This is a genomic window from Selenomonas dianae (genome assembly GCF_030644225.1).
GTDB lineage: Bacteria > Bacillota > Negativicutes > Selenomonadales > Selenomonadaceae > Centipeda > Centipeda dianae.
On record NZ_CP128650.1, the window covers coordinates 629,713 to 653,401 of the forward strand.

Sequence of the window (23,689 nt, forward strand, 5' to 3'; positions counted from 1 at the left end):
AAATTTTGACCGATGGGGATTCTTCGGCAGTCGCCGAACGTGCTTGAACGAAGGGGAAATATCATGAGCATGATGAGAAAACAGCGCCGCAGTGAGATGCGCCGCAGTCTGCGCGGCAGCGTCGGAGCTCTGGCGGCAGGCGTTCTGATGATGGGCGGCGTGCAGCACGCATATGCGCTCCCGCAGGGCGGGCAGGTCGCGGCAGGTGCGGCAGATATTGCCGCATCGCAGACAGAGATGGCGATCCGCCAGTCAACGCAGAATGCCGTTATCAACTGGAACACGTTCAATATTGCGGCGAACGAACGTGTGAACATCTATCAGCCAAACGCACAGGCGGCATTGCTGAACCGTGTGCTTGGCGGGAATCCGTCGGAGATTTTCGGCACGCTCTCGGCGAACGGGCGCGTGTTCCTCGTCAATCCTGCGGGCGTGCTCTTCGCGCCCGGCGCACAGGTGAATGCGGGGTCTATTCTTGCGTCCACGATGAACATTACGAATGCGGACTTTATGGCGGGCAAATACGCCTTTGTCGGTACGCCGACGGATGGGAAAATCATCAACCGCGCCTCTCTCATTGCGAAAAATGAGGGAACGGTCGCACTCCTCGGCAAGAATGTCGTGAACGAGGGCGTTATTGTTGCGCGTAAGGGTGCGGCGGTACTCGCGGCGGGCGAAGCGGTGTCGCTCGACTTTAACGGCGACGGCAAGGTTTCGGTCGTCCCGACACAGGCGGCAATGGAACAGGCGGTCACGAACAAAGGTCTCGTCGAGGCAGACGGAGGCCTCGTTTTCATGTCCGCAGCGACGGGCGACGCACTGACGCGCTCGGCGGTCAATCAGGAGGGCATCGTGCGTGCCGCGAGCCTTGACGGGGCGGCGGGCAGTGTGCGCATGACGGCAAACGATGTGCGTCTGGCGGCGGGCAGCGTAACGGACGTGAGCGGCGCGAAAGCCGGCACGGTCGAGATCGGCGGCGGCTGGCAGGGGACGGGCGACCTCGCGCACGCGCAGAATGTCACGATCGAGCGCGGTGCGGCTGTGCGTGCGGACGCAACGGAGGCAGGAAATGCGGGCGGCACGGTCGCCGTCTGGTCGGACGGCATGACCAAGTTCGCGGGCGAGATCACGGCACGCGGCAAAGGCACGGGCGCGGGCGGCGCAGTCGAGACCTCGGGGGCGAAGGTGCAGATCACGGGAAGCGTCAACGCCTCGTCCGAAGCGGGCAAGGGCGGCGAATGGCTGATCGACCCCGAGGATATTGAGGTCAAGGAGCGTCTGGCGGGTGATCCGCTCCTTGGCAACTCGATGGCGGATGTGCAGACGGTCACCGATACGCTGAATAACGGCACGTCCGTCAGCATCCAGACGGCGAACTACCTCACGGCAACGGACGACAACTCCATCACCGTATCGAAGGCCATCACGAAGACGGCAGGCGGCGATGCGACGCTCTCGCTCAAGGCGACGGGCAGCATCAACATCAACGACGACATCACTTCGACATCGGGCAAGCTGAACGTTGACATCACATCCGATACGAACAAGACGGCGGGCGGCAGTGTCAGCGTCGCAAACGGGAAAAGCATCAAAACCCTCGGCGGCAACGTCAAAATCGGCGGCGGTCTTGTCGAAAACGGCGTTGGCTTCGCCAACTCGCAGAGTGATGAGGCAGGCATTACGCTCAACCATGCAGTCATCAATACGACGGACGCAGGCGGTACGGCGGGCGGCAATGTCGAACTCGCGGGCAGTACGACGGCGAATAAGGCAGGTGTCTCGCTCTCCGGCACGACGATTACGGCGGGGACGGGCAAGGTCACGCTCGCCGGCAAATCCACGGGCGGCGGCAAGGGCATCTCCATCGACGGCGGCTCAACCATTACAACGCGAAGTGTCGAACTGCGCACGGATTCTCTTGACCTCGCGGGGACGATTACGGGCGATAACGATCCGAGCGGTTCGGCAAAGGTCTGGACGCTCTCGGATGGCAAGACCATCAACTTTGGCACGGGATCGGGCGGGCTTGACCTCGCGGGCGATACCTTTTCGAGCACGGGCAAGATCAAGGATTTCCATAAGAACATCGTCGGTGACGCAGCGCAAAAGGCGAATATCACGGCAAGCGGCGTAACGGCGGACAACGATCTCGCCATCGATTCGGGTGCGGGCACGCTGACGGTCAGTGACGCGGTCAGCGACGCAGTCAAAGTCGCTACGGGTCATGCGCTGACGCTCGGCTCGAAGCACAATATTACGGGCGCGGGTGTCATTACGGCGGACACGCTTGCCCTCGATGCGGCAGCCGCCGAGGTCAGTCTCACGGGAACGAATGCCATTGGCAAACTCGATGGCAAGGCAGAGGGGCTGACCTTCCGGAACGGTGGCAATCTGACCGTTGGCGGTGAAACGGGGCTGGTGACTGCGGCAGGCGGTGCTGACATCGAGGTGACGGCGGGCAATCTCACGATTGGCACACACGGCATGATGAATGGCGCGGGCGCGATGAAGCTCAAGGCGAGCGGCACGCTCGCGCTCGATGCGAACGCCAAGGTCAACTCAACCGGAACGGCGGACACCTCCTTTGAGGCGAATATCGTCAACATCGGTGCGGGAGCAAAGGTAAAGACCACCGGTGGGAAAATCAATGTCAAGACGGATAAGCTGTCACTTCCTCCGGGAGAAATCGGCGTTCTTTCGAGTGCAAACGGCGCGGTTACGATCGAGACAAAGAGCGCGGGAACGACGATGTCCGTCGCCGTGTCCGGATTTCCCGCCGCAAACATTGCACTGGCAAGCCTTGACTTTATTGACTCCGGCACGGGAGCGGTGCAGCTTGGCAACGCAGATACGGGCAATATCGAGATCGGTGCGACCCCTGTCAACGCGCCGCTCTCCGTCGTCTCCCATGACACGATCAAGGTCAAGGGGGCTGTCACGAACACGAACAACAAGGATATATCGCTTACGGGAAATACGGTGAACTTTGACGCGGGTTCATCGCTTGCCGCAGGGTCAGGCAAGACGAAGATCGTCGCGGATGAAGTGCAGCTAGAGAATGGCACGTTCTCCGGAACGGGCGTCTTTGCCGTGCAGAAAAAGACGGCAGGCAACTTCGATGTTGGTGGTGCGAGCACCTTCCTTTCCAATGCGAGCATCGGAAAACTCGCGGCAGGAGACTTCTCCAATGTCGCCATCGGCGCGAAGGACAATGCGGGGACGGCGACCATCGGCGAGATCTCGGCTCTGCCGCAGTATACGAGCATCCTGACGAATGGGGCGCTCTCCCTTACGGGAACGGTGCATGGCGGGACGGCGAATACCCTTGCGCTGCATGGTACCGGCCTGACACAGACGACGACGGCAGGGTTCAAGATCGGAAAACTTCTGCTCCTCGGTAAAGGTGATATGAAGATCGACTCTCAGCGCAACGAGATCGAGAATATCGCCGCCGATCTCACGGATACGGGGTCGCTCACACTGACGAACAAGAAGGATATGAACGTCGCCATGATTGAGAACCGCAACGTCGATCCCCCGAAAAACGTCGAGGGCATCGAGGCGAAGTCCACGCATATCAAACTCGATGCGGGCAAGAAGCTCAACGTCGCGGAGAAGATTAAGACGAAGGAAAATGCAACGCTCGTCGCCGACGATATGAACCTTGGAAACAAGATGGATGTCGGCAAGACGCTCACGCTCGAAAAGGCGGACAATACGCAGGCGATCAACGTCGGCAAAGGTTCGAACGACTGGAACATCGACAATGCGAAGTACGACAACATCAAGATCGGCGGCAATGGGCAGAGCGGTAATATAAACATCAATGGCGCGACGTTCAAGAAACCCTCGGACATCGAGACAACAGGCGATGTCAAACTGACGGGCGAAACGAAGGCGGGCGCGGACGGCAAGTCCGACATGAAGATCAAGGCGCACGCGGCGACTCTGCCGACGGCGGCGGATACGCTCGCCGTCAAGAATCTCACGCTTGACCTCTCGGGCGGCATCGACCTCGGCCTTGGCAAGGTCAAGGGCGATAAGGACGGCAAGATCACGACAAAGGGCGCAGATTCGACACAGAACATTGTCATCAGCGACAATGCCTCCGATGCAGGCGCATCGGATTTTCGCATCGCCTACCGTACGATCAATGACACCTTGACCGGCTTCAAGGGTTTTGATGTCGCAGGTGAGAAGCATGTCTACTTCTACGGCGGTTCGGTCAAGAAGTCCATCAATGCAGCGGGCAAGGAGGGCGTCGAGGTGCGCGGCAATCTCACCATCGAGGGTGTGGGTACGAAGCTCAAGATCGGCGCAGATACGTCCAAGGCAGATCATGATCCGGCCTCCGTCATCACGGGCGGCTTCACCGTGAAAGAGGGTATGACTGTCCATGTGAAAGGCTCGGGCGGAACAAGTAAGGAAACAGGCGCAGAGATCAATATCCAGACGGGCGGCAATATCCATCTGGAGAAGAATGCCAAGCTGATGGTCGAGGGCAACTATGCACAGGCGACACTCAATGCAAGAAACGGCGACGTCGTACTGAACGAGAAGGCCAAGGTGCAGGTCGCTCCCGGCTCCACGCCCGTCTGGGTCGATGTGACGGGCAACAAGCTCCAGCTCGACAAGGAGGCACAGCTTAACTCAGGGGACGATACCGTCGGTGCTCTGCGTGTGCATACGGATGAGATCGTCACGCCCACGGCGGACGACAATACGACGAACATCGTCGGCAAGAGCGGACTTGTCATCACGCGCAAAACGAATGGCAACTTAACGCTCAACAATAATTCTGCGTCGGGCGCAGGACTTCACATCACGAGCGACCAGCTCAACGGCAAGCTCTTCGGCAACGAGTTCTCGGAGCTTGTCCTCGGCGACAACCGCAGTAATACAGTCACCATCGACGGGCTGACGGCGAACAACCGCGTCGTTGTCAAGACGGCAGAGACGGGCAAGACCGTCATTGGTGCGGGCGGGCTGAATGTCGGTCCGAACTGGAAGGTGACGCTGACAACAGGTGCCATCGAGAACTCGGGCGGTGCGGGTGTGATGAACATTGGCGCGGGCAGTGCGCTGAATCTCTATACGAACAATATCACGAATCTCGTGGCACACAAAGACCACCCGTCTGATACGAACACTACGCCGTCCGTCACGGGTACGGGAACGCTTGGCATCAGCACCTACAACGGCTCGAAAACCATCGGCCTTGGCGACGGCGCAGCGGGCGACCTTCAGTTGACGAATGATAAGTTTACGAATGTATTCGGACCGAACTTCTCGCATTACAGCATCGGCCGGCTCGATCAGGACAAGCAGAGCACGATCAATGTCGCGGGTTCCAATCTCAAGCAGGACGCGACGCTCCAAGCGAACAATATCAACTTTACGGGCGATCTGACGCTGGCAGACGATAAGACGCTGACCGTCAACGCCAACACATCGGCGAGTCAGACGGCGGGCAAGGTTACAGCGTCGAACCTCGCGCTCCTCGGCGGCAATATCGCGCTCGACAAGGACAATGCAATCGGCACACTTGCGGCAGACGCCTATGCAGTCAGTGTAAAGTCGGACAAATTGAAGATTGGCACGGTCACGACACCTGCGGGTGCGTCCGTTCTCTCGCGCACCATCTCGGGGGTCAAGGCCGGTTCTATTACATCCGGCGGAACAACGGCAAACGGCAACATCAAGCTCGCTGCGGACAAGATGACCTTTGATGCGGCAGTCGAGGGCAAGGGGGCGCTCGAACTGGAGCAGGCGACAGCGGGTACGGCGCTCAACGTCGGCAAGACGGGGACGGGACTGACGCTTGGTGCAGATCTTTTCGGCGGGAACAAGATCAAGGATGGCTTTGAGCACATCTATCTCGGCAGGAAAGATGTATCGGGCGATGTGAATGTCGGCGGCACGCTGAACTTCCTCGATCCGACGACGATCCGCTCGGGCGAAACGAGCGGCAAGATGAATCTCGACGGCTCGGCAAAAATCAATACGAACAACAACAGTCTCAATCTTGCGTCGAAGGAATTGAAAACTGCGGCGGGCAGCGAGGTCAATACAGGCATGGGCGACCTCACACTCAAGACCGACAACATGGAGCTAAACGGCAAGATGAAGGGCAAGAAAGCACTCAACATCCTGCCGCTCTCGCATAATCGGGACATCAAGCTCGGCGGCAGTGTGAACGAAGCGGACAAGCTCTCCCTGCTCAAGCGCTACTTCAGCGACGTTGACCGCACGTTCTGGGAGTACGAGATCATCAACATCGGCGACCGTGGGGGCGGCGGACGGCTCTACCAGAGCGGTACGATCGACATGCCGTTTACGGTCAACATTCAGCAGGCGATTACGAGCGGCTCGGGTGGGGTCGATGTCGAAGGAACCATCCATACAAACGGCAGGGACTACACCGTCGCCAGCCGTGAGGTCAACCTCAAGAATGCACATATCAATGCGGACAGTACGACGGGCGGTACGCACGGCAATGTCGCCATTCAGGCGGATACACTCAATACGGAGAACAGTGATATTTCGGGCAACGGCGAGGTGTCCTTTGATACCTATACGCCGGATAAGGAGATCTCCTTCGGCACGCCCGGCTCGGGCGGTGCGCCGACGGGGCTTGTGTTGGGGGAGAATGTCTTCGGCGAAAACGGTCTTTTGAAGAACAAGCCCGGCTCGAAGTTCAAGAAAATCCGTATCGGCGGCGACAATGCAGGCAATATCAGCGTCGGCAATGTAACGATTCCCGATACGCTGTCGAACGGGCTCGAAATCAAGACGAAGCACGACGTGACCTCGACGGGCGTTATGAAGAGTGTCCCCGTTCTGGACGTTCAGGCGAACTCTGTCAATCTCACCGGTCCGAACGAGATTCAGAAAATCGGCAACGTCACGTCGGAGCACGGCGTCCATATCGAGACGGCAAAGGGGACAACGATTTCGGGCAAGGTCACAGGAAAGACAACGCCCATCAATATCAAGAACTCGGGCGGCGGCGACGTGACCATCGCCTCGGGCGGGCAGATCGTCGGCACGGGTACATCCGACGTCGTCATCGAGGCTAGGGGCGGTTCGTTCAAGAACAAGAGGGGCGCAGATGCCATCCGAACCGCGCCCGGTCATCGCTATGTCGTGCATACGGAGGACTCCGTTGAGAACGAGATCAACGGACTTGTCTTCGAGTTCCGCAAATACGGCATGGACTATGACGACCCGCACAAACCCCAACCACCTGCGGGCAAGAATGCCATGTACTACAAGTACCAGCCGACGCTCAAGTTCTACTCGACACGTGCCTACGGCGACGACAACAGCAAATTTTTTAACGCGACGGCAGGATTCTATATTCAGGACGACGGCAACGAGAAGCGCCGTGCGCTTGACAAGGCGGAAGTCGATTTCCTGCGCGACCATGTGAAGGATTCGGGAACGCATCACTTCGGTATATCGAAGACGACGAATGTCAATGCCGACATCCATACGGCGGATGGCACGGTGACGAATGCGATGACCGATGTCACCAGACGTGCGGGTACGCCTACCTACGGGTCGGAATCGGCGAACGCCTCTGAGAAAATCACCTTTGACAATACGAAGAAGGATTCTACAGGGAAGGAGTACAACGCCCTCAACTACAAAATCGAGATCGACTACCGCATTGTTCCGCGCACGGTCACGGTCAGAGGCAAAACCTCGACCGTGAACTATGACGGCACGGCGCACAGCTACACAGGTACGAACGGCGTCATCTTCGATAACTTCGCGGAAGGAGAGACGGCGACAACACCGGGACTGCTCTCGGGGTCTGTTTCCTATACCCCGATTGCGGACGTGACCAAGACGACGGGCTATGCGCAGGGCGCAGTCCATGCGGGCGAGTACAGTGTTGACCTAAAAAACAGCACGCTTTCCGCGACGAACTACAAGTTCAAGTATGTTCCGGGCAAGCTCACCGTGAGGCCCATTGACATTCACTTCACCGCACCGTCGGGCGAACGCATCTACGGTGCGCCGAACGATGCGGTCACGATGACCTCGGGCACGACGCATACAGGCACCCTCATCTCGGGCGACAGCTTCGCACAGTATGCGGCGACGGCGACCGACGGCGGCAATCCTGTCACGGAGCGCACAGGGGTCGGCTCGTACACGATGACCCTCAGCGGTGCGGCACTCGCACCCGGCAGCCGCAGTCTCGCGACAGACTATAACATCACGTCGAGTACGGGCACGCTTACGATCAAGAAGCGTCCACTCACGATCACGGCGGGTGACAAGTCGCGCGTCTACGGTGATGCCAATGCAACGGCGGGGTATATTAACAACACGGGCAAGGTCAACGTCGGACAGGCAACCGCGACGAGCGGACTTGTGAACGGCGATGCCATCGACGATGTGACGGAGACGATTGATTCGGCTGCGACCGTTACGACGAATGCGGGAACCACGGGGCTTTGGATAAAGGCGACCAACCCGCACTTCTCATCGGGGACGGCGGCGAACTATGACATCAATTATGTTGACGGGCATTTCCATATCAAGCAGCGACCGCTGACCCTCGCCGCAGGCGACAAGAGCCGTATCTACGGCACGGCGAACAGCACCGCGAACTATGTGAACGGTACGGGGCTTTTCCGTCTCAAGGCGGGCAATCTCGTCAACGGCGACAGTATTTCGAGTGTCACGGAGACGATTGATTCGCGTGCGACCGTCACGACGGACGCGGGCACGGCGGGGCTCAAGACGCAGATTGTGGGTGCTGTCTTTGGTACGGGCAACGCAAACAACTACGATATAACCTATGACGATGGCAGCTTTGCCATTACGAAACGCGATCTGACGCTCCATGCGGGCGACAAGACGCGCATCTACGGCACGGAGAACAGCACCGCGACCTATACGGGCGGCACGACGAAGTTCCGCGCCGATGCCGCGACCGCGACGACGGGACTGGTGAACGGCGATACGGTCGCCGACGTTGAGGAATCGACGGATGCCCTTGTTACGACGAACGCAGGCACAGCGGGGCTCAAGACGCAGATTACCAATGCGACATTTGGCACGGGCAAGGCGTCGAACTACAACATCAGCTATGCGGACGGCGGCTTTGCCGTCAAGAAGCGCGACCTCTATATCACGGCGGGCGACAAGTCGCGTGTCTACGGCGACGCCAACGAAACGGCACACTACGTCAACGGCACGAGCCGTCTCAATGTGCGTGCGGCAGATGCGACGACGGGACTTGTGAACGGCGATGCAGTCTCCTCCATTACGGAGACGATTGATCCCACGGCAACGGTCACGACGGATGCGGGGACAGCGGGGCTTTGGACAAAGGCAAGCGCGGCACAGTTCTCGCACGGCACGGATGCGAACTACAACATTCACTATGCAAACGGCAATTTTGCCATCACAAAGCGATCGCTGACCCTTGCCGCAGGCGACAAGAGCCGCATCTACGGCACGGCGAACAGTACCGCAAACTATGTGAACGGTACGGGGATTTTCCGTCTCAAAGCGGGCAATCTTGTCAATGGTGACAGTATTTCGAGTGTCACGGAGACCATCGACCCGCGTGCGACCGTCACGACGGACGCGGGCACGGCGGGGCTCAAGACGCAGATTGCAAATGCCGTATTCGGCACGGGCAACGCAAACAACTACGATATCACCTATGACGATGGCAGCTTTGCCATTACGAAACGCGATCTGACGCTCCATGCGGGCGACAAGACGCGTATCTACGGCACGGAGAACAGCACCGCGACCTATACGGGCGGTACGACAAAGTTCCGCGCCGATGCCGCGACCGCGACGACGGGGCTTGTGAACGGCGATACGGTCGCCGATGTCACGGAGTTCACGAATGCAGTGCGTACGACGAATGTCGGCACGGCAGGGCTGAAAACCTCGATCACGAACGCACGCTTCGGCACGGGCAAGGCATCGAACTACAACATCAGCTATGCGGATGGCGGCTTTGCTGTCACGAAGCGCGACCTCTATATCAAGGGCGGCGACAAGACGCGCGCGTACGGTGCGGATAACGCGACGGCACAGTATGTGAACGGGACGAACCGTCTCAACGTGCGTGCGGCAGATGCGACGACGGGACTTGTGAACGGCGATGCAGTTTCCTCCATTACGGAGACCATCGACCCGACGGCGACGGTCATGACGGATGCGGGGACGGGCGGACTTTGGACGCGTCCCTCCGCCGCACAGTTCTCGCACGGCACGGATGCGAACTACAACATCCACTATGCAGACGGCAATTTTGCCATCACGCCGCGCGAGGTTCTTGTGACGGCAGGAAATGTTACGCGTGACTACGGTGCGCCGAATCCCGTCGTGACGGCATATACGATTGAGCGCGGAGACCGATCCTCGTGGCGCGGGCTTCTCGCGGGCGATGCAGTTACCGGGATTCGTGCCAATTATGCTCCCGGGATGACGGTAACGACACCGGGCGGCACATATACAGGTGTGATCCACGTCGATCCCGCTTCCGTCGCCGCCGGATATACGGGCGCTTCGGCGATTGCGAACTATCGCTTCCGCTATGCGCCCGGGAATCTCACGATACAGATGCGCGGCTTTGATATGGGGACGCCTGAGGGCAGAGTTGTGACGACGGGGATCTCCTCCGCAGCGCAGATTGTGGCAGGGCTTACGGGCAGACATACGGGAATTCCCGGAACTGTGCCGGGGATCGGCGGCTCCGGTATGAATCGGAGCACGAGCGGCATCGGCGGCTCGTCTGTGGGCGGCAGTGCAGGAAGCAGTGCGGCCGGCGGCTCCGGTGCGAATCGGAGCACGGGCGGCATCGGCGGCTCGTCTGTGGGCGGCAGTGCAGGAAGCAGTGCGGTTGGCGGCTCCGGTATGAATCGGAGCACGGGCGGCGTCGGCAGCTCGTCTGTGGGCGGTAGTGCAGGAAGCAGTGCGGCCGGCGGCTCCGGTGCGAATCGGAGTACGGGCGGCATCGACGGCTCGGGTACGGGACGGAGCTCAGGCTCTGCCGACAGCGCGAATACCGGCGGGAACGCAGGAAGTGGTACCGGTGTCAGCACCTCCGTCGACGGCGGAGCGGGCAGCGGAACTGCCGGAAACTCCGTAACAGGAGGTGTACCCTCGACGGGAACGCCGCAGGATACAACTTTCGCCGACGGTGTGACCGTCAATGTGCCGCAGGACATGGCGCAGACCACATGGACGAACCGCGTTGTTGTTACATCCTCCGGTGCGTCCGAGTCCTATGCGTTTGTTGAGCACAAGGACGGCTCGTTTGGCTTCGACCTCGGCAGGACGCGCGGCGTCTACGGCGTACGCCCGGAAGAGGTGCCGAACAATACGGCAGAGGCAATTCCCGTGCTCTTTACGGACGGCGGTTCGCGTGACCTCGACGGCATCTATACGATCAACTACGCGCCGGAGAAACTGGCGATCAAGCCCGCCTCGAAGAAGGTTGACATCCCCGACCCGAAGGAAATCCGCAATACGTCGGAGCAGACACTCAGCTTCCTCTATCAGACGCAGAACGGTTCTTTTGAAGTGACGTTTGGCAATGGGATTGTAACGCTCTATCCGAAGAACGATGCGGCGCTGACAATCATCACAAGCAAGGATCGCAAGGCGGAGCGTGCTGTGCTCGCCTCGGGGCTTCTCACGTCGATCGAGGATCTCGGCGTAACGCCCGTGGAGATCCGTGCCGTCTACATCTTTAAGGTACTTGACGGACAGACGGAAGGAGCATAAAACGATAGGAGGCTGCTGTACGAAGGAAAAACTCGTGCAGCAGCCTCTTTTTCTAAAATCATTTTGACTTTTTGTCATTTTGCTCTTGACTTTTTGCTTTTTCCCGTGTATATTCAGTATAGATTTTGATTAGCACTCAGTTTTATAGAGTGCTAACAGCGATTGAAACGCATTGAAAGGAGAGGAGAGGGGTGAATGTCGGACGATCTGGACGCACGCAAGAGTCAGATCCTGTGGGCGGTCGTCGATGACTATATCGCATCGGCGGAGCCGGTCGGGTCGCGCACCCTTGCAAAGAAATACAATCTCGGCATCAGCCCGGCCACCATTCGGAACGAGATGGCGGATCTCGAGATGCTCGGTTATCTCGAACATCCACATACATCCGCCGGACGCATTCCGTCGTCGAAGGGCTATCGGTACTACGTCGACGGGCTTCAACCCGTCGCGCCTGTGACGGACGCCGAGAAAAAGAAGATTCACGACTGGTACAACAGGCGCGTGCGGCGGCTCGACGAGGTGTTTCAGGAGACGGCGCGGCTGATTGCGGATGTGACGCATAATGTTTCACTTGTGCTTGCACCGCAGGCGGCACAGTCCACATTCCGTATGTTGCAGTTTCTGCCTCTCGATATGCGGCACGCGATTGCCGTGCTCATGACGGACGCGGGCTTCGTGGAGAACCGCATCGTCGAGATTCCGGACGGTGCGACATTCGCGGACTTTCAGCGCATGGCGGGGGCGGTCAATACGACGCTCTCGGGCAAGGCGCTCAGCGATGTGACAAAGACGGATATGCGCCGTGTGCGCGATGCCATCGGCGACGAATCCATTTTCGTTGCTGCCGTGGAGGTCATGCACCGTGCGCTTGAGGGGCGGTCGGAGGATCGTCTCTACCTCGGCGGGACGGCGCAGCTTCTGGGCAATCCCGAGTTTCAGGATCTCGATCGCGTCCGCGCGATGCTGCTCGTCCTTGAGCGTGAGGATCTCGTCAAGGACATCCTGCACACGCACGCGGGCGAGGGGCTTGAGGTCACCATCGGGCGCGAGAACAAGAGCAGCACGTTCTGGGACAGCAGTTTTATCACGGCGACGTACCATGTCGACGGTAGGCTGCTCGGGACGATTGCCGTGCTCGGTCCGACGCGCATGGAGTACGCGAAGTCAATGCGTATCCTGGACTATGTGAACACAAATCTGACAGAGATGATCTATCAGCTGAAATGGTAGGAGAGGTGAACGGCTTGCAGGAAAAGGAAGAGCTGACCGCAGAGGAGCAGCCCGTGGAGGAAGTAACGGACACGGAGAACGCTCCCGCCGATGTGACCGTGGAGGATGTTCCCACTGAGGAGGACAAGACCGCCGCACTCGAAGCGGAGGTGAAGGAAAAGAACGACCGCATCCTTCGGCTTCAGGCGGATTTTGAGAACTTCCGCCGCCGTACGGCGAAGGAGAAGGAGGAACTTGCCGCCGTCATCACGCAGAACCTGCTCACGGATCTTCTGCCGCTGCTCGATAACTTCGAGCGGGCGATGGCGGTCGAGCAGTCGGACGGCGCGGCATTCCAAAAGGGCGTGGAGATGATCTTCACGCAGCTGCGCGAGGTCATGGAGAAGCACGGGCTTGAGCACATCGAGGCAGAGGGGCGGCTCTTCGACCCGAATGTGCATCAGGCAGTCATGCGTGTGGAGAACTCCGATGTGGAGGACGGCACGATCACACAGGTATTACAGAAGGGCTATCAGGCAAAGGGCAGGGTCATCCGTCCCGCCATGGTGCAGGTAGCCGGTAACTAAGAGAATAACATCTATATAAGATTTTGGAGGAATATAAAATGGCTAAAGTAATTGGTATCGATCTTGGAACGACAAACTCCGTTGTTTCCGTGATGGAGGGCGGCGAACCGACGGTTATCACGAACCCCGAGGGCAGCCGTATTACGCCGTCCGTCGTGGGCTTTACAAAGGACGGGCAGCGCCTTGTCGGGCGGCTTGCGAAGAATCAGGCAGTTTCGAATCCCGACCGCACGATCTCGTCCATCAAGCGTCACATGGGCGAGGGCAACTATCATGTGACCATCGACGGCAAGAACTACACGCCGCCCGAGATCTCCGCGATGATCCTGCAGAAGCTCAAGAGCGATGCGGAGGCATACCTTGGCGAGACCGTCACGCAGGCGGTTATCACCGTCCCTGCGTACTTCAACGACAGCCAGCGTCAGGCGACGAAGGATGCGGGCAAGATCGCAGGGCTTGAGGTGTTGCGCATCATCAACGAGCCGACGGCAGCGGCGCTCGCCTACGGCCTCGACAAGGATCAGGACGAAACGGTGCTCGTCTTTGACCTCGGCGGCGGCACGTTCGACGTGTCCATCCTCGAACTCAGCGAAGGCGTGTTCGAGGTCAAGGCGACGAACGGCGACACGGTACTCGGCGGCGACGACTTCGATAAGAAGGTCATGGACTGGATGGTTGAGGAGTTCAAGAAGGAGAACGGCATCGACCTCTCGCAGGACAAGATGAGCGCACAGCGTCTTATCGAGGCGGCGGAGAAGGCGAAGATCGAGCTTTCGAGCATGAGCCAGACGAACATCAACCTGCCGTTCATCACGGCGGATGCGACGGGACCGAAGCATCTCGACCTCACGCTCTCGCGTGCGAAGTTTGACGAGCTGACGGCGGATCTCGTGGAGCGCACAATGATTCCGACGCGCAAGGCGATGGAGGATGCAGGGCTTTCGGGCAGCGACATCGACAAGATCATCCTCGTTGGCGGTTCGTCCCGTATTCCTGCCGTGCAGGAGGCAATTCGCAAGATCCTCGGCAAGGAGCCCTCGAAGGGTGTGAACCCCGATGAGTGCGTGTCCATCGGCGCGGCGATCCAGGGCGGCGTGCTCGTCGGCGAGGTCAAGGACGTGCTGCTCCTCGATGTCACCCCGCTCTCGCTCGGCATCGAGACCCTTGGCGGTGTCTGCACGAAGATCATCGACCGCAACACCACCATCCCGACCTCGAAGAGTCAGGTGTTCTCCACGGCGGCGGACAATCAGCCGGGCGTTGAGATCCACGTCCTGCAGGGCGAGCGTGAGATGGCGGCAGGCAACAAGACGCTCGGCAGATTCCAGCTCACGGACATCCCGCCCGCACCGCGCGGCGTACCCCAGATCGAGGTCAAGTTCGACATCGACGCGAACGGCATCGTCAACGTGTCGGCAAAGGATCTCGGTACGGGCAAGGAGCAGAAGATTACGATCCAGTCCGACAGCGGCATGAGCAAGGACGACATCGAGCGCATGGTCAAGGAAGCAGAGGCACACGCCGCCGAGGACAAGAAGCAGCGGGAAGCCGTTGACGCACGCAATGCGGGCGACAGTCTCGTCTATCAGGCGGAGAAGGCGATCAAGGATCTCGGCGCGAATGCGGATCAGGCGCTCGTCCAGAAGACGCAGACTGCCATCGACAAGCTGAAGGAAGCCCTCAAGGGCTCGGACATCGAGGCGATCAAGGCGGCGACCGAGGAGGCACGCCAGCCGCTCTACGAGCTCTCCGCTGCGGCATATCAGCAGGCACAGCAGGCGACGGGCGCGGCAGGTGCTGCGCCGGGCGCGGATGCGGGAGCAAACGCGCAGAACGCGCCGCAGGACGACAACGTTGTTGACGCGGAGTTCACCGAAGTCAAGGACGATAAGAAGTAAGGTGGTATCGTGAGCGAGAAACGCGATTACTACGAAGTCCTGGGCGTCCAAAAGGGCGCCTCGGACGACGAAATCAAAAAGGCATACAAGAAACTCGCACGCAAGTACCACCCCGACCTCAACCGTGACGACCCCAAGACTGCCGAGGAGAAATTCAAGGAGGTCAACGAGGCGTACGATGTGCTGAAGGATCCGCAGAAGAAGGCAGCGTACGACCAGTTCGGCCACGATGCCTTTGACCCGCGGCGCGGCGGTTCTGCCGGAGGGAATCCCTTCGGTGGGGCGGGCGGCTTCGGCAGCTTCGATATGAACGACATCTTCGATATGTTCGGTATGGGCGGCGGTCGCCGCGCACGCCGGCAGGGACCCGAGCGCGGCGCCGATCTGCGTTACGACCTTGAGATCTCGTTCGAGGAGGCGGCGTTCGGCAAGGAGGTCGAGCTCTCCATCCCGCGTGAGGAGAATTGCCCGACCTGCGGCGGCTCGGGCGCGGCAAAGGGATCGAGCGCGGAGACGTGTTCGACTTGCCACGGCACGGGGCAGGAGCAAGTCATGCAGCGGACGATGTTCGGCAGTATGATGACCTCGCGCACGTGCAGCCGGTGCAACGGCACGGGCAAGATCATCAAGAATCCGTGCGGCGACTGCCACGGTTCGGGGCGCAAGCGCATCACAAGGACGATCAAGGTCAACATCCCGCGCGGCGTGGACGACGGACAGCGCGTCCGCGTTTCGGGCGGCGGCGAGGCAGGGGTGCGCGGCGGCGCGAGCGGCGATCTCTACGTCTACATCTTCATCCGTCCGCATAAGCTCTTTCAGCGGCGCGGCAACGATGTTCTCATCGAGATTCCGATTACGTTCGTACAGGCATCGCTCGGCGATACGGTACAAGTACCGACCCTTGACGGCGCGGTTGATCTCAAGGTGCCGGCGGGCATTCAGACGGGAACCGTCCTGCGCATCAAGGGCAAGGGCATTCCGAACCTGCGCGGTACGGGGCGCGGCGACGAGCACGTCCGCGTCAAGGTCACGACACCGCAAAAGCTCTCCTCGAAGCAGAAGGATCTTCTCAAGGAGTTTGCCGCGCTCAGCGGCGATGCGGTGAATCCGGAGCAGAAGAGTTTTACGGAGAAGTTCAAGGATCTCTTTACATAAGACAGGGGGCTGTTGCATGTGGGCGTTTTGTCCTCATGCAACAGCCTTTTTCTGCATTGACATTGGTTCAGACATTTGTTACGATAAGCGATACTGGATTTTGTATTTTGAAAGACGCTTGATGGCAGGAGGGCTCATGGAAAATGTCTACACGTTAGTCAAGCGTTTTTACTCGCAGAACGGGCGTGCGAATATCTTTGTCGCACGCACACTGGTTGAACGCTATCTTCGTGCGGCGGCGTGGCGCGGGCGGAGCAGTGAGAATCTCTGCGCGGATTGGTACTGCATCGAGGATTTTCTCACGGTCATTCAGCGACGGGACGACTCGCTCGCACGCCTCTTTATCCGCATTGACTATCTGGCACTCTTTTTCCGCTATGCCGATGCGCATATCAACCGCCGTCCGCTGAAACGTCATGCGGAGGACTATTTTGCGCGGATGCGCACCTTTCTGACCTTCCTCGACGATACGGGCGACTATGACATCGATCTCGGTGAGCTTGACGCGGATCTTGAGATGTTCTATATCACGGGGCGGTTTCGTCTGCCCGAGCGTGTGGATTGGGAGGAAATCGAGGGACTGACGATCGAGGACATCGAGGAGGATGAGCGCATTGAGATGGAGGAGCTGAACATCCGGCTCAACGATCTCCTGCACCGCATCGGTGAATACTACCGTACGTCGGAGTATCAGCTCGACATCGGTCGCGCCGCGATGATCTACACGGGCGATCTCTACGATATGGAGGAGTATGAGCACGCGTCGGAGGAGGAAAAGGAGACCTTCTGGCTGCGGTTCTGGGACTACTTTTTCTTTGACTATCATCTGATCCGCACGGATGAAACTCCGATCTCCCGCTACAGCGAGATGGAGTGGGACAATCTCAGCTACGATGACCGCGAGATCATCCACGATCTGCTTGCGGCGCGGTTTGCCGTGCTCGCCGTAACGGAGGAGTACGACGATCACATCGTCTGCCGTGACATCCTGCGCGATGAGGAGGTCGTCCTGCCGCATCCCGATATTCCGGGGACGCTCAGCAAGAGCATCCTGTTCGGACATATCTGTGATGATGGGCTGATGATGCTCAACTATATCACGGCGATTCCCGCGAGCAAGCGTCTGCAAAAGCGGATCAGGGACACCCTGCAGCGCGAGTTTAAGCTCTTTCGTATGCAGGCGCCCGAGGGGACGATGGATGATTTTCTTGCGCGGGAGGCGGCGCTTGTGCGCCATACGATTCATGTGCTCTCGACGCTCGCGCAGCTCGATGTGCTGCCGCGTCACACGCTGTCCGAGCCGCTTGATCGGACGATTGCGCCACGCTCCTGCGGCGAGGAGCTGGGGGCGCTTCAGATCATTGCGGAGAAGATCGGCTTCAGCCGTTATGCGCAGGTGCTCATGTGCGAGCTCTTTCTCGACTACGCGCAGTCCGATCTCAAGCGTGCGCGCACGGCGGAGGCACTGACCGCGACGATCTTCCTCTTTGCCGAGATCAACAATATCGACCTCTCGTCGATCACAGAACTCTATCATGTGGTCGGATCGAACAAGAGAAACGTATGTGCAGCGCTTGACCGTATGCGTGAGACATTGGGATGTGTCACGTTTGACCCCCGCTATCTTGGGGAGGAGGGCTTTGTGAAAATGCTCTACAGCGTTGTGCACGGAAAGGCGAATTTTTAGAGAGGAGGCACCCCTATGGAACAGGAGGGACGTGTACGGCCGATGAGCCGTGAGGAGACTGCCGCGTATCAGGGCGTTACGGTGGACGAGAGCGGCAGCGCGCCGCATACGGGCGAGGGACAGACGCCGTATGGCAATTCGTCCGGCGGCGGAGGACGCGGATCTTCCGTGCGCTATATCCGCATCGGCGGAGCAGCACCACGCAGCTCATTCCTTACGAGCCTTCTCTGGGCGGCGGTCGTCGGGACACTGCTCGCGCTCTTTATCTTTGTTGCATTGCCCGCAATCGTTATGGTTATTGCCGGCATCCTCGTGCTTGGTGCGATCGTCAGCCTCGTCGGACGTGGACGTATCATGTCGTGGCTCGTGCGGCGGTTATACGGGAGATAGCGCAAAAAAACACAGGATAGGGCTTTACAAAAGTCCTATCCTGTGATATACTCCAAGAAATTCATTTAAGTTTAGGAAAGAGTGGGTGGAAGCCCACTCTTTCATTGCGTATGAGAAGAGGGAGAGCATGAGCGCAAAGATCGAGGAGCGCGTCGAGGAGATTGTGCGAAAACTCCTCGCGGATGCGCCGGAGTTGGAGCTGGTCGATGTCGAGTATGTGCGCGAACGCGACTATTATTTGCGCGTCTACATCGACAAGACGGGCGGCATCGATATTGACGACTGCCGGTGTCTCAGCGAGCGTTTGGAGGAGGTTCTTGACCGTGAGGACTTCATCTCCGATGCCTATATCTTGGAGGTTTCGTCGCCGGGGCTGGATCGCGTGCTGAAGAAGCCGCGCGACTTTGCGCGTGAGCGCGGCAAGCAGGTCGATGTGACGCTCTATGCGCCCTTTGACGGAACGAAGCAGTGGACGGGTACACTCACGGCCTGCGACGGAAAGATACTGACCTTGGACGAGGGGATCGAGATTCCCATGGAGCAGGTCTCACAGATCCGGCTGCATATCGACTTTTAGGGAGGATTTGGGTTTTGGCAAGAAAAAGCACAAAGGAGAAGAACGGCGGAAAGGAATTCCTTCAGACGCTGAAGGAGCTCGCGTACGAAAAGGGGATCGACGAGGAAATGCTCTTCGAAACCATCGAGGCGGCGCTGATCTCGGCATATCGGCGCAACTTCAGCTCGGCGCAGAATGTCCGTATCGCTCTGTCGCGTGAAACGGGAGCGTTTCACGTCTTTGCCATCAAGACGGTCGTCGAGGAGACGGAGAGCGATATTACAGAAATCTCCCTCGCACAGGCGCGTGCCATAAGCCCGGATTATGCGGTCGGAGATGTGGTCGAGATCGAGATGACCCCCGCGAATTTTGGACGCATTGCAGCGCAGACGGCAAAGCAGGTCGTCATGCAGCGACTGCGCGAAGCCGAGCGCGGCATTGTCTACGAGGAGTACAGCAGCCGCTCGTCGGATCTTGTGACGGGCATTGTCCAACGCGTTGAGGGGCGCAACGTGTTCGTTGACATCGGTCGCGCCGAGGCGGTGCTCATGGCGACGGAGCAGCTGCCGACGGAGGAGTATAGCTACGGCGATACGCTGCGCGCCTACATCATCGAGGTGAAGCGCACGGCACGCGGCCCGCAGATCGTCCTCTCACGCACGCACCCGGGGCTGCTCAAAAAACTCTTTGAGCTGCAGGTGCCGGAGATGCAGGAGGGAGTGGTCGAGATCAAGTCCATCGCGCGTGAGGCGGGCAGCCGCTCGAAGGTCGCGGTGTACTCCTCGGAGGAGCGTGTCGATCCGATCGGCGCGTGTGTCGGTCCGCACTATATGCGTGTGCAGGCGGTTGTTGACGAGCTCGCGGGGGAGAAGATCGACATTGTGAAGTGGAGTGACGATCCGGCGACCTACATCGCAAACTCACTGAATCCCGCGAAGGTGATCTCAGTTGCGGTGAACGAGGCGGAGAAGGTTTCGCGCGTCATCGTGCCGGACTACCAGCTCTCGCTCGCCATCGGCAAGGAGGGGCAGAACGCCCGCCTTGCGGCGAAGCTGACGGGATGGAAGATCGACATCAAGAGCGAGTCACAGGCGCAGGAACTGATGGCTGCGGAAGCGGCGGCGGAGATACCTCCCGAAGCCGAACCGAACGCAGAGGAGGCATAATGGCAGAGACGAAACAGCCCGAGCGGCTGTGCGTCGGCTGCCGTCAGCTGCATCCAAAGGGCGAGATGCTGCGCATCGTACGCGGCTCCGATGGGGCGGTCGCATATGATCCGACGGGCAAGAGCCCGGGGCGCGGCGCGTATCTCTGCCCCTCCTCCGAATGTCTCCAACTGGCACGCAGACACAGAGGTCTTGCGTGGTCGTTCAAGGGGCGGGTTTCCCCTGCCGTCTACGATGCGTTGGAGGAAATTGTTCGACGTGAGGAGGGCGGCGCATGAACGCAGAAATGGAAAAACGCACGCGGAACCTTCTCAGCATGGCGGCGCGTGCGCGGCGCATCTTGTCCGGTGCGTTCGTGGTGGAGGAGGCACTGAAGCGGAAGCAGGGGACATTCCTTCTGCTTGCGGCAGATGCCTCGGAGGAGACCAAGACGAAATTTATCCGCATGGCGGCGCAGCAGAATGTGCCGGCGGCGGAACTACTGACCATGCAGCAGCTCGGGCACTGTCTCGGCAAGGAGTATCGTGCGGTTGCTGTACTCATAGATAGAGGATTTGCGGACAGGCTCAGCGCCTATTTGCAGGATATACCGACGGGGGTGGATTGATGTCAGAATCGAAATACAGAATCACCGATTTGGCGAAGGAATTCAAGACGGACAAAAATACCATTATTGATATTCTAAAGAGCAAAAACTACAAGGTTAAGAACCTGTTCAGCGCAGTCGGTGAGGAAGAACGTGCAGCGGTGCGGGCTGAGCTCGGCCGCACAGCGAAACCCGTGCGCAAGGAGTCCCTGCAGAGCAAATCCCCCGCTCCGAAGGCAGCCGAGCGTCCGGCAAAAAAGGAAAAGCGTCCCGCATCGGAACCTGCCGCAAAGCCGGCTGCGCCCGCGAAGCCAAAGGCGGAACAGCCTGCGCCACGCTCCTCTGCAGCACCCGCGACACCTGCTGCAGAGGAAAAGAATGTGCTGCGTGCGCGTACGAAGACACCCGGCATCGTGATCGTGCGTCAGGCACCCGCCAAGACACGTGCGGCAGCGCAGGAGCGTCCGCGCCCGTCCGGCGGCAGCGGAAACCGTTCGCAGCGTCCCGCAGGTGGGCGCGGTGGGGCACGTCCCGCCGCAGGTGCGGCAATCCCACCGCCGCCCCCGACCGAGGGGCGCAGCGACAGTCGTCGGCGCGGCGGCGGACGCGGCAGCGACGGCAATGCCGCAGGCAATGACCGCAGCCGCAACAATCGTGGGGGAGCACGCCGCGACCGCGAGGAGCGTACGGATCTGCGACAGTCGGAGCGTGGACGCGGCAGCGCACGCAAGGGACGCAAAGGCCGTACAGCAGATCCCGCTCCGGTACAGAAGGCGGAGATCGCACGTCCGAAGCACATCAAGCTGCCCGAGATGATCGCGGTCAAGGATCTTGCGTCCAAGATGAGCTATACGGCGGCGGACATCATCAAGAAGCTCATGCTCATGGGCGTCATGGCGAGCATCAACCAGGAGATCGACTACGATACGGCATCCCTCGTCGCAGCGGAGTTCGGCGTGACGACGGAGGAACTGCCGCCGGATGTCGATCCGACACTGATTCCGGAGATCGAGGACGATCCAAAGACGCTCAAGGATCGCCCGCCGGTCGTCACCGTTATGGGACACGTCGATCACGGCAAGACATCACTGCTCGATGCGATCCGCAACACCTCCGTCAGCACGCACGAGGCGGGCGGCATCACGCAGCACATCGGCGCGTATCAGGTCATTTGCCAGGGCAAGAAAATCGTATTCCTCGATACACCGGGACATGAGGCATTCACGGCAATGCGTGCACGCGGCGCACAGATCACGGATGTTGCGATCCTTGTCGTCGCGGCGGACGACGGTGTCATGCCGCAGACGGTCGAGGCAATCGACCATGCGAAGTCGGCGGGTGTACCCATCATCATTGCCATCAACAAGATCGACAAGCCGGGCGCGAACCCCGACCGCGTGAAACAGGAGCTCATGGAGTACGGGCTCGTCGCTGAGGAATACGGCGGCGATACCATCATGGTGCCCGTCTCCGCGAAGCAGCGCATCGGCATCGACGATCTGCTTGAGAACATCCTGCTCGTCGCCGAGGTCGAGGAACTGAAGGCGAACCCGAACCGCGAGGCACGCGGTGTCATCATCGAGGCAAAGCTCGACAAAGGGCGCGGCTCGGTTGCGACGGTGCTCGTCCAGAGCGGTACGCTGCGCATCGGCGACTCCATCGTCGTCGGCACGGCATACGGTCATGTCCGCGCGATGATCAATGACCGCGGAGACAACGTGAAGAAGGCGGGACCCTCCATGCCGGTCGAGATTTTGGGGCTGAACGACGTTCCGTCGGCGGGCGACATCCTCGCCGCCGTCGATGAGAAACAGGCGCGCTCCATCGCGGAGGCACGCCTCGGCAACCAGCGCCGCGACCTCATCAAGTCGAAGAGCGTTTCTCTGGATGCGCTCTTCCAGCAGATCCAGCAGGGCGACATCAAGGATCTCAACATCGTTGTCAAGGCGGATGTGCAGGGCTCGGTCGAGGCTCTGAACTCGGCACTGCTTGGGCTGAACAAGAACGACGAAGTACGCGTGAGCATCGTTCACTCGGGTGTCGGCGCAGTCAGCGAGTCCGACATCATGCTTGCGACGGCATCGAAAGCGATCGTCATCGCGTTCAACGTCCGTCCGGATGCAAACGCACGCCGCCTTGCGGATACGGAAGATGTGGACATCCGCACGTACCGTGTCATTTACGATGCGCTGAACGATGTCAAGGACGCGATGAGCGGGATGCTGAAGCCGAAATACAGGGAAGTCATTCAGGGACGCGTCGAGATTCGTCAGGTCATGCGCTTCTCGAAGGCTCTCGTCGCCGGCTCGTACGTCCTTGAGGGCAAGATCCACAACAACTCGAAAATCCGCATCCTGCGTGATAACGTTGAACTGTTCGACGGGGAGATCGACTCTCTGCGCCGTTTCAAGGATGAGGTGAAGGAGGTCGCCGCCGGCTACGAGTGCGGCATCTCCATCGTTGACTTCCGCGATTTTACGGAGGGGGACATCATCGAGGCATATACGATGGAGGAGATCGAGACCTCCATCGCCGAGGCGAACAAGGCGGCGGAGCAGAAACGCGAGGCGCAGGCAGCTGCAGCAGCCGCTGCGGCGGAAGAAAAAGAAAACGCCGAATAACATGGAAAACAGAGGCGCAGTCCTTTGACGCATGATTGCGCAGAGGACTGTGCCGATTTGTATAC

General features: G+C 59.4%; 12 protein-coding genes. All 12 read left to right on the forward strand.

All coding sequences use genetic code 11. The annotated features are described in order from the left end of the window. Positions 1-63 precede the first annotated feature (63 nt). The 12 genes from QU667_RS03090 to infB all read left to right on the forward strand — a co-directional run bounded on the left by QU667_RS03090 (position 64) and on the right by infB (position 23,624). The gene (locus QU667_RS03090) at positions 64-11,769 is read left to right on the forward strand and encodes an MBG domain-containing protein (protein ID WP_304987866.1); all 11,706 of its coding nucleotides are present in this window, start codon (positions 64-66) and stop codon (positions 11,767-11,769) included. Positions 11,770-11,964: 195 nt separating this feature from the next. After that, positions 11,965-12,999: a heat-inducible transcriptional repressor HrcA gene (gene hrcA, locus QU667_RS03095; protein WP_304987867.1), complete on the forward strand. Its 1,035-nt coding sequence runs from the start codon at positions 11,965-11,967 to the stop codon at positions 12,997-12,999. Beyond that, complete coding sequence (gene grpE / locus QU667_RS03100) at positions 12,993-13,565, forward strand: nucleotide exchange factor GrpE (protein ID WP_304987868.1); 573 nt, start codon at positions 12,993-12,995, stop codon at positions 13,563-13,565. The genes hrcA and grpE overlap by 7 nt, the downstream gene beginning before the upstream one ends. A 38-nt stretch (positions 13,566-13,603) precedes the next feature. Next, positions 13,604-15,463, forward strand: a complete 1,860-nt coding sequence (gene dnaK, locus QU667_RS03105) for a molecular chaperone DnaK (protein ID WP_304987869.1) — start codon at positions 13,604-13,606, stop codon at positions 15,461-15,463. A gap of 9 nt (positions 15,464-15,472) precedes the next feature. Then, the gene (dnaJ, locus tag QU667_RS03110) at positions 15,473-16,618 is read left to right on the forward strand and encodes a molecular chaperone DnaJ (protein ID WP_304987870.1); all 1,146 of its coding nucleotides are present in this window, start codon (positions 15,473-15,475) and stop codon (positions 16,616-16,618) included. Positions 16,619-16,754: 136 nt separating this feature from the next. Next, positions 16,755-18,305 carry a hypothetical protein gene (locus QU667_RS03115; protein WP_304987871.1) on the forward strand — a complete coding sequence of 517 codons (1,551 nt, stop codon included), beginning with the start codon at positions 16,755-16,757 and terminating at the stop codon, positions 18,303-18,305. A gap of 15 nt (positions 18,306-18,320) precedes the next feature. Continuing rightward, the gene (locus QU667_RS03120; protein ID WP_304987872.1) at positions 18,321-18,695 is read left to right on the forward strand and encodes a peptidase M48; all 375 of its coding nucleotides are present in this window, start codon (positions 18,321-18,323) and stop codon (positions 18,693-18,695) included. A 127-nt stretch (positions 18,696-18,822) separates the two neighbouring features. Continuing rightward, on the forward strand, positions 18,823-19,272 hold the full coding sequence (gene rimP, locus QU667_RS03125; RefSeq protein ID WP_304987873.1) for a ribosome maturation factor RimP: 450 nt from the start codon (positions 18,823-18,825) through the stop codon (positions 19,270-19,272). Between the two features lie 14 nt (positions 19,273-19,286). After that, positions 19,287-20,417 (forward strand): transcription termination factor NusA, encoded by a 1,131-nt coding sequence (gene nusA, locus QU667_RS03130; protein WP_304987874.1) that lies wholly within the window; start codon positions 19,287-19,289, stop codon positions 20,415-20,417. After that, a complete protein-coding gene (gene rnpM, locus QU667_RS03135) occupies positions 20,417-20,695 on the forward strand; it encodes an RNase P modulator RnpM (RefSeq protein WP_304987875.1) in 279 nt (92 codons plus the stop codon). Before nusA ends, rnpM begins: the two co-directional genes overlap by 1 nt. Further along, entirely contained in the window at positions 20,692-21,024 is a 333-nt protein-coding gene (locus QU667_RS03140; protein ID WP_304987876.1) for a L7Ae/L30e/S12e/Gadd45 family ribosomal protein, read from the forward strand. The genes rnpM and QU667_RS03140 overlap by 4 nt, the downstream gene beginning before the upstream one ends. Next, entirely contained in the window at positions 21,024-23,624 is a 2,601-nt protein-coding gene (gene infB, locus QU667_RS03145) for a translation initiation factor IF-2 (protein WP_304987877.1), read from the forward strand. The genes QU667_RS03140 and infB overlap by 1 nt, the downstream gene beginning before the upstream one ends. Positions 23,625-23,689 lie beyond the last annotated feature (65 nt).

Excerpts from the sequence above, each read along its gene's own strand:
- rimP (WP_304987873.1), top strand. The coding sequence starts at position 18,823 with ATGAGCGCAAAGATCGAGGAGCGCGTCGAGGAGATTGTGCGAAAACTC.
- rnpM (WP_304987875.1), top strand. The coding sequence starts at position 20,417 with ATGGCAGAGACGAAACAGCCCGAGCGGCTGTGCGTCGGCTGCCGTCAG.
- QU667_RS03090 (WP_304987866.1), top strand. The coding sequence starts at position 64 with ATGAGCATGATGAGAAAACAGCGCCGCAGTGAGATGCGCCGCAGTCTG.
- QU667_RS03120 (WP_304987872.1), top strand. The coding sequence starts at position 18,321 with ATGGAACAGGAGGGACGTGTACGGCCGATGAGCCGTGAGGAGACTGCC.
- infB (WP_304987877.1), top strand. The coding sequence starts at position 21,024 with ATGTCAGAATCGAAATACAGAATCACCGATTTGGCGAAGGAATTCAAG.
- QU667_RS03115 (WP_304987871.1), top strand. The coding sequence starts at position 16,755 with ATGGAAAATGTCTACACGTTAGTCAAGCGTTTTTACTCGCAGAACGGG.
- dnaK (WP_304987869.1), top strand. The coding sequence starts at position 13,604 with ATGGCTAAAGTAATTGGTATCGATCTTGGAACGACAAACTCCGTTGTT.
- hrcA (WP_304987867.1), top strand. The coding sequence starts at position 11,965 with ATGTCGGACGATCTGGACGCACGCAAGAGTCAGATCCTGTGGGCGGTC.
- QU667_RS03140 (WP_304987876.1), top strand. The coding sequence starts at position 20,692 with ATGAACGCAGAAATGGAAAAACGCACGCGGAACCTTCTCAGCATGGCG.
- grpE (WP_304987868.1), top strand. The coding sequence starts at position 12,993 with ATGGTAGGAGAGGTGAACGGCTTGCAGGAAAAGGAAGAGCTGACCGCA.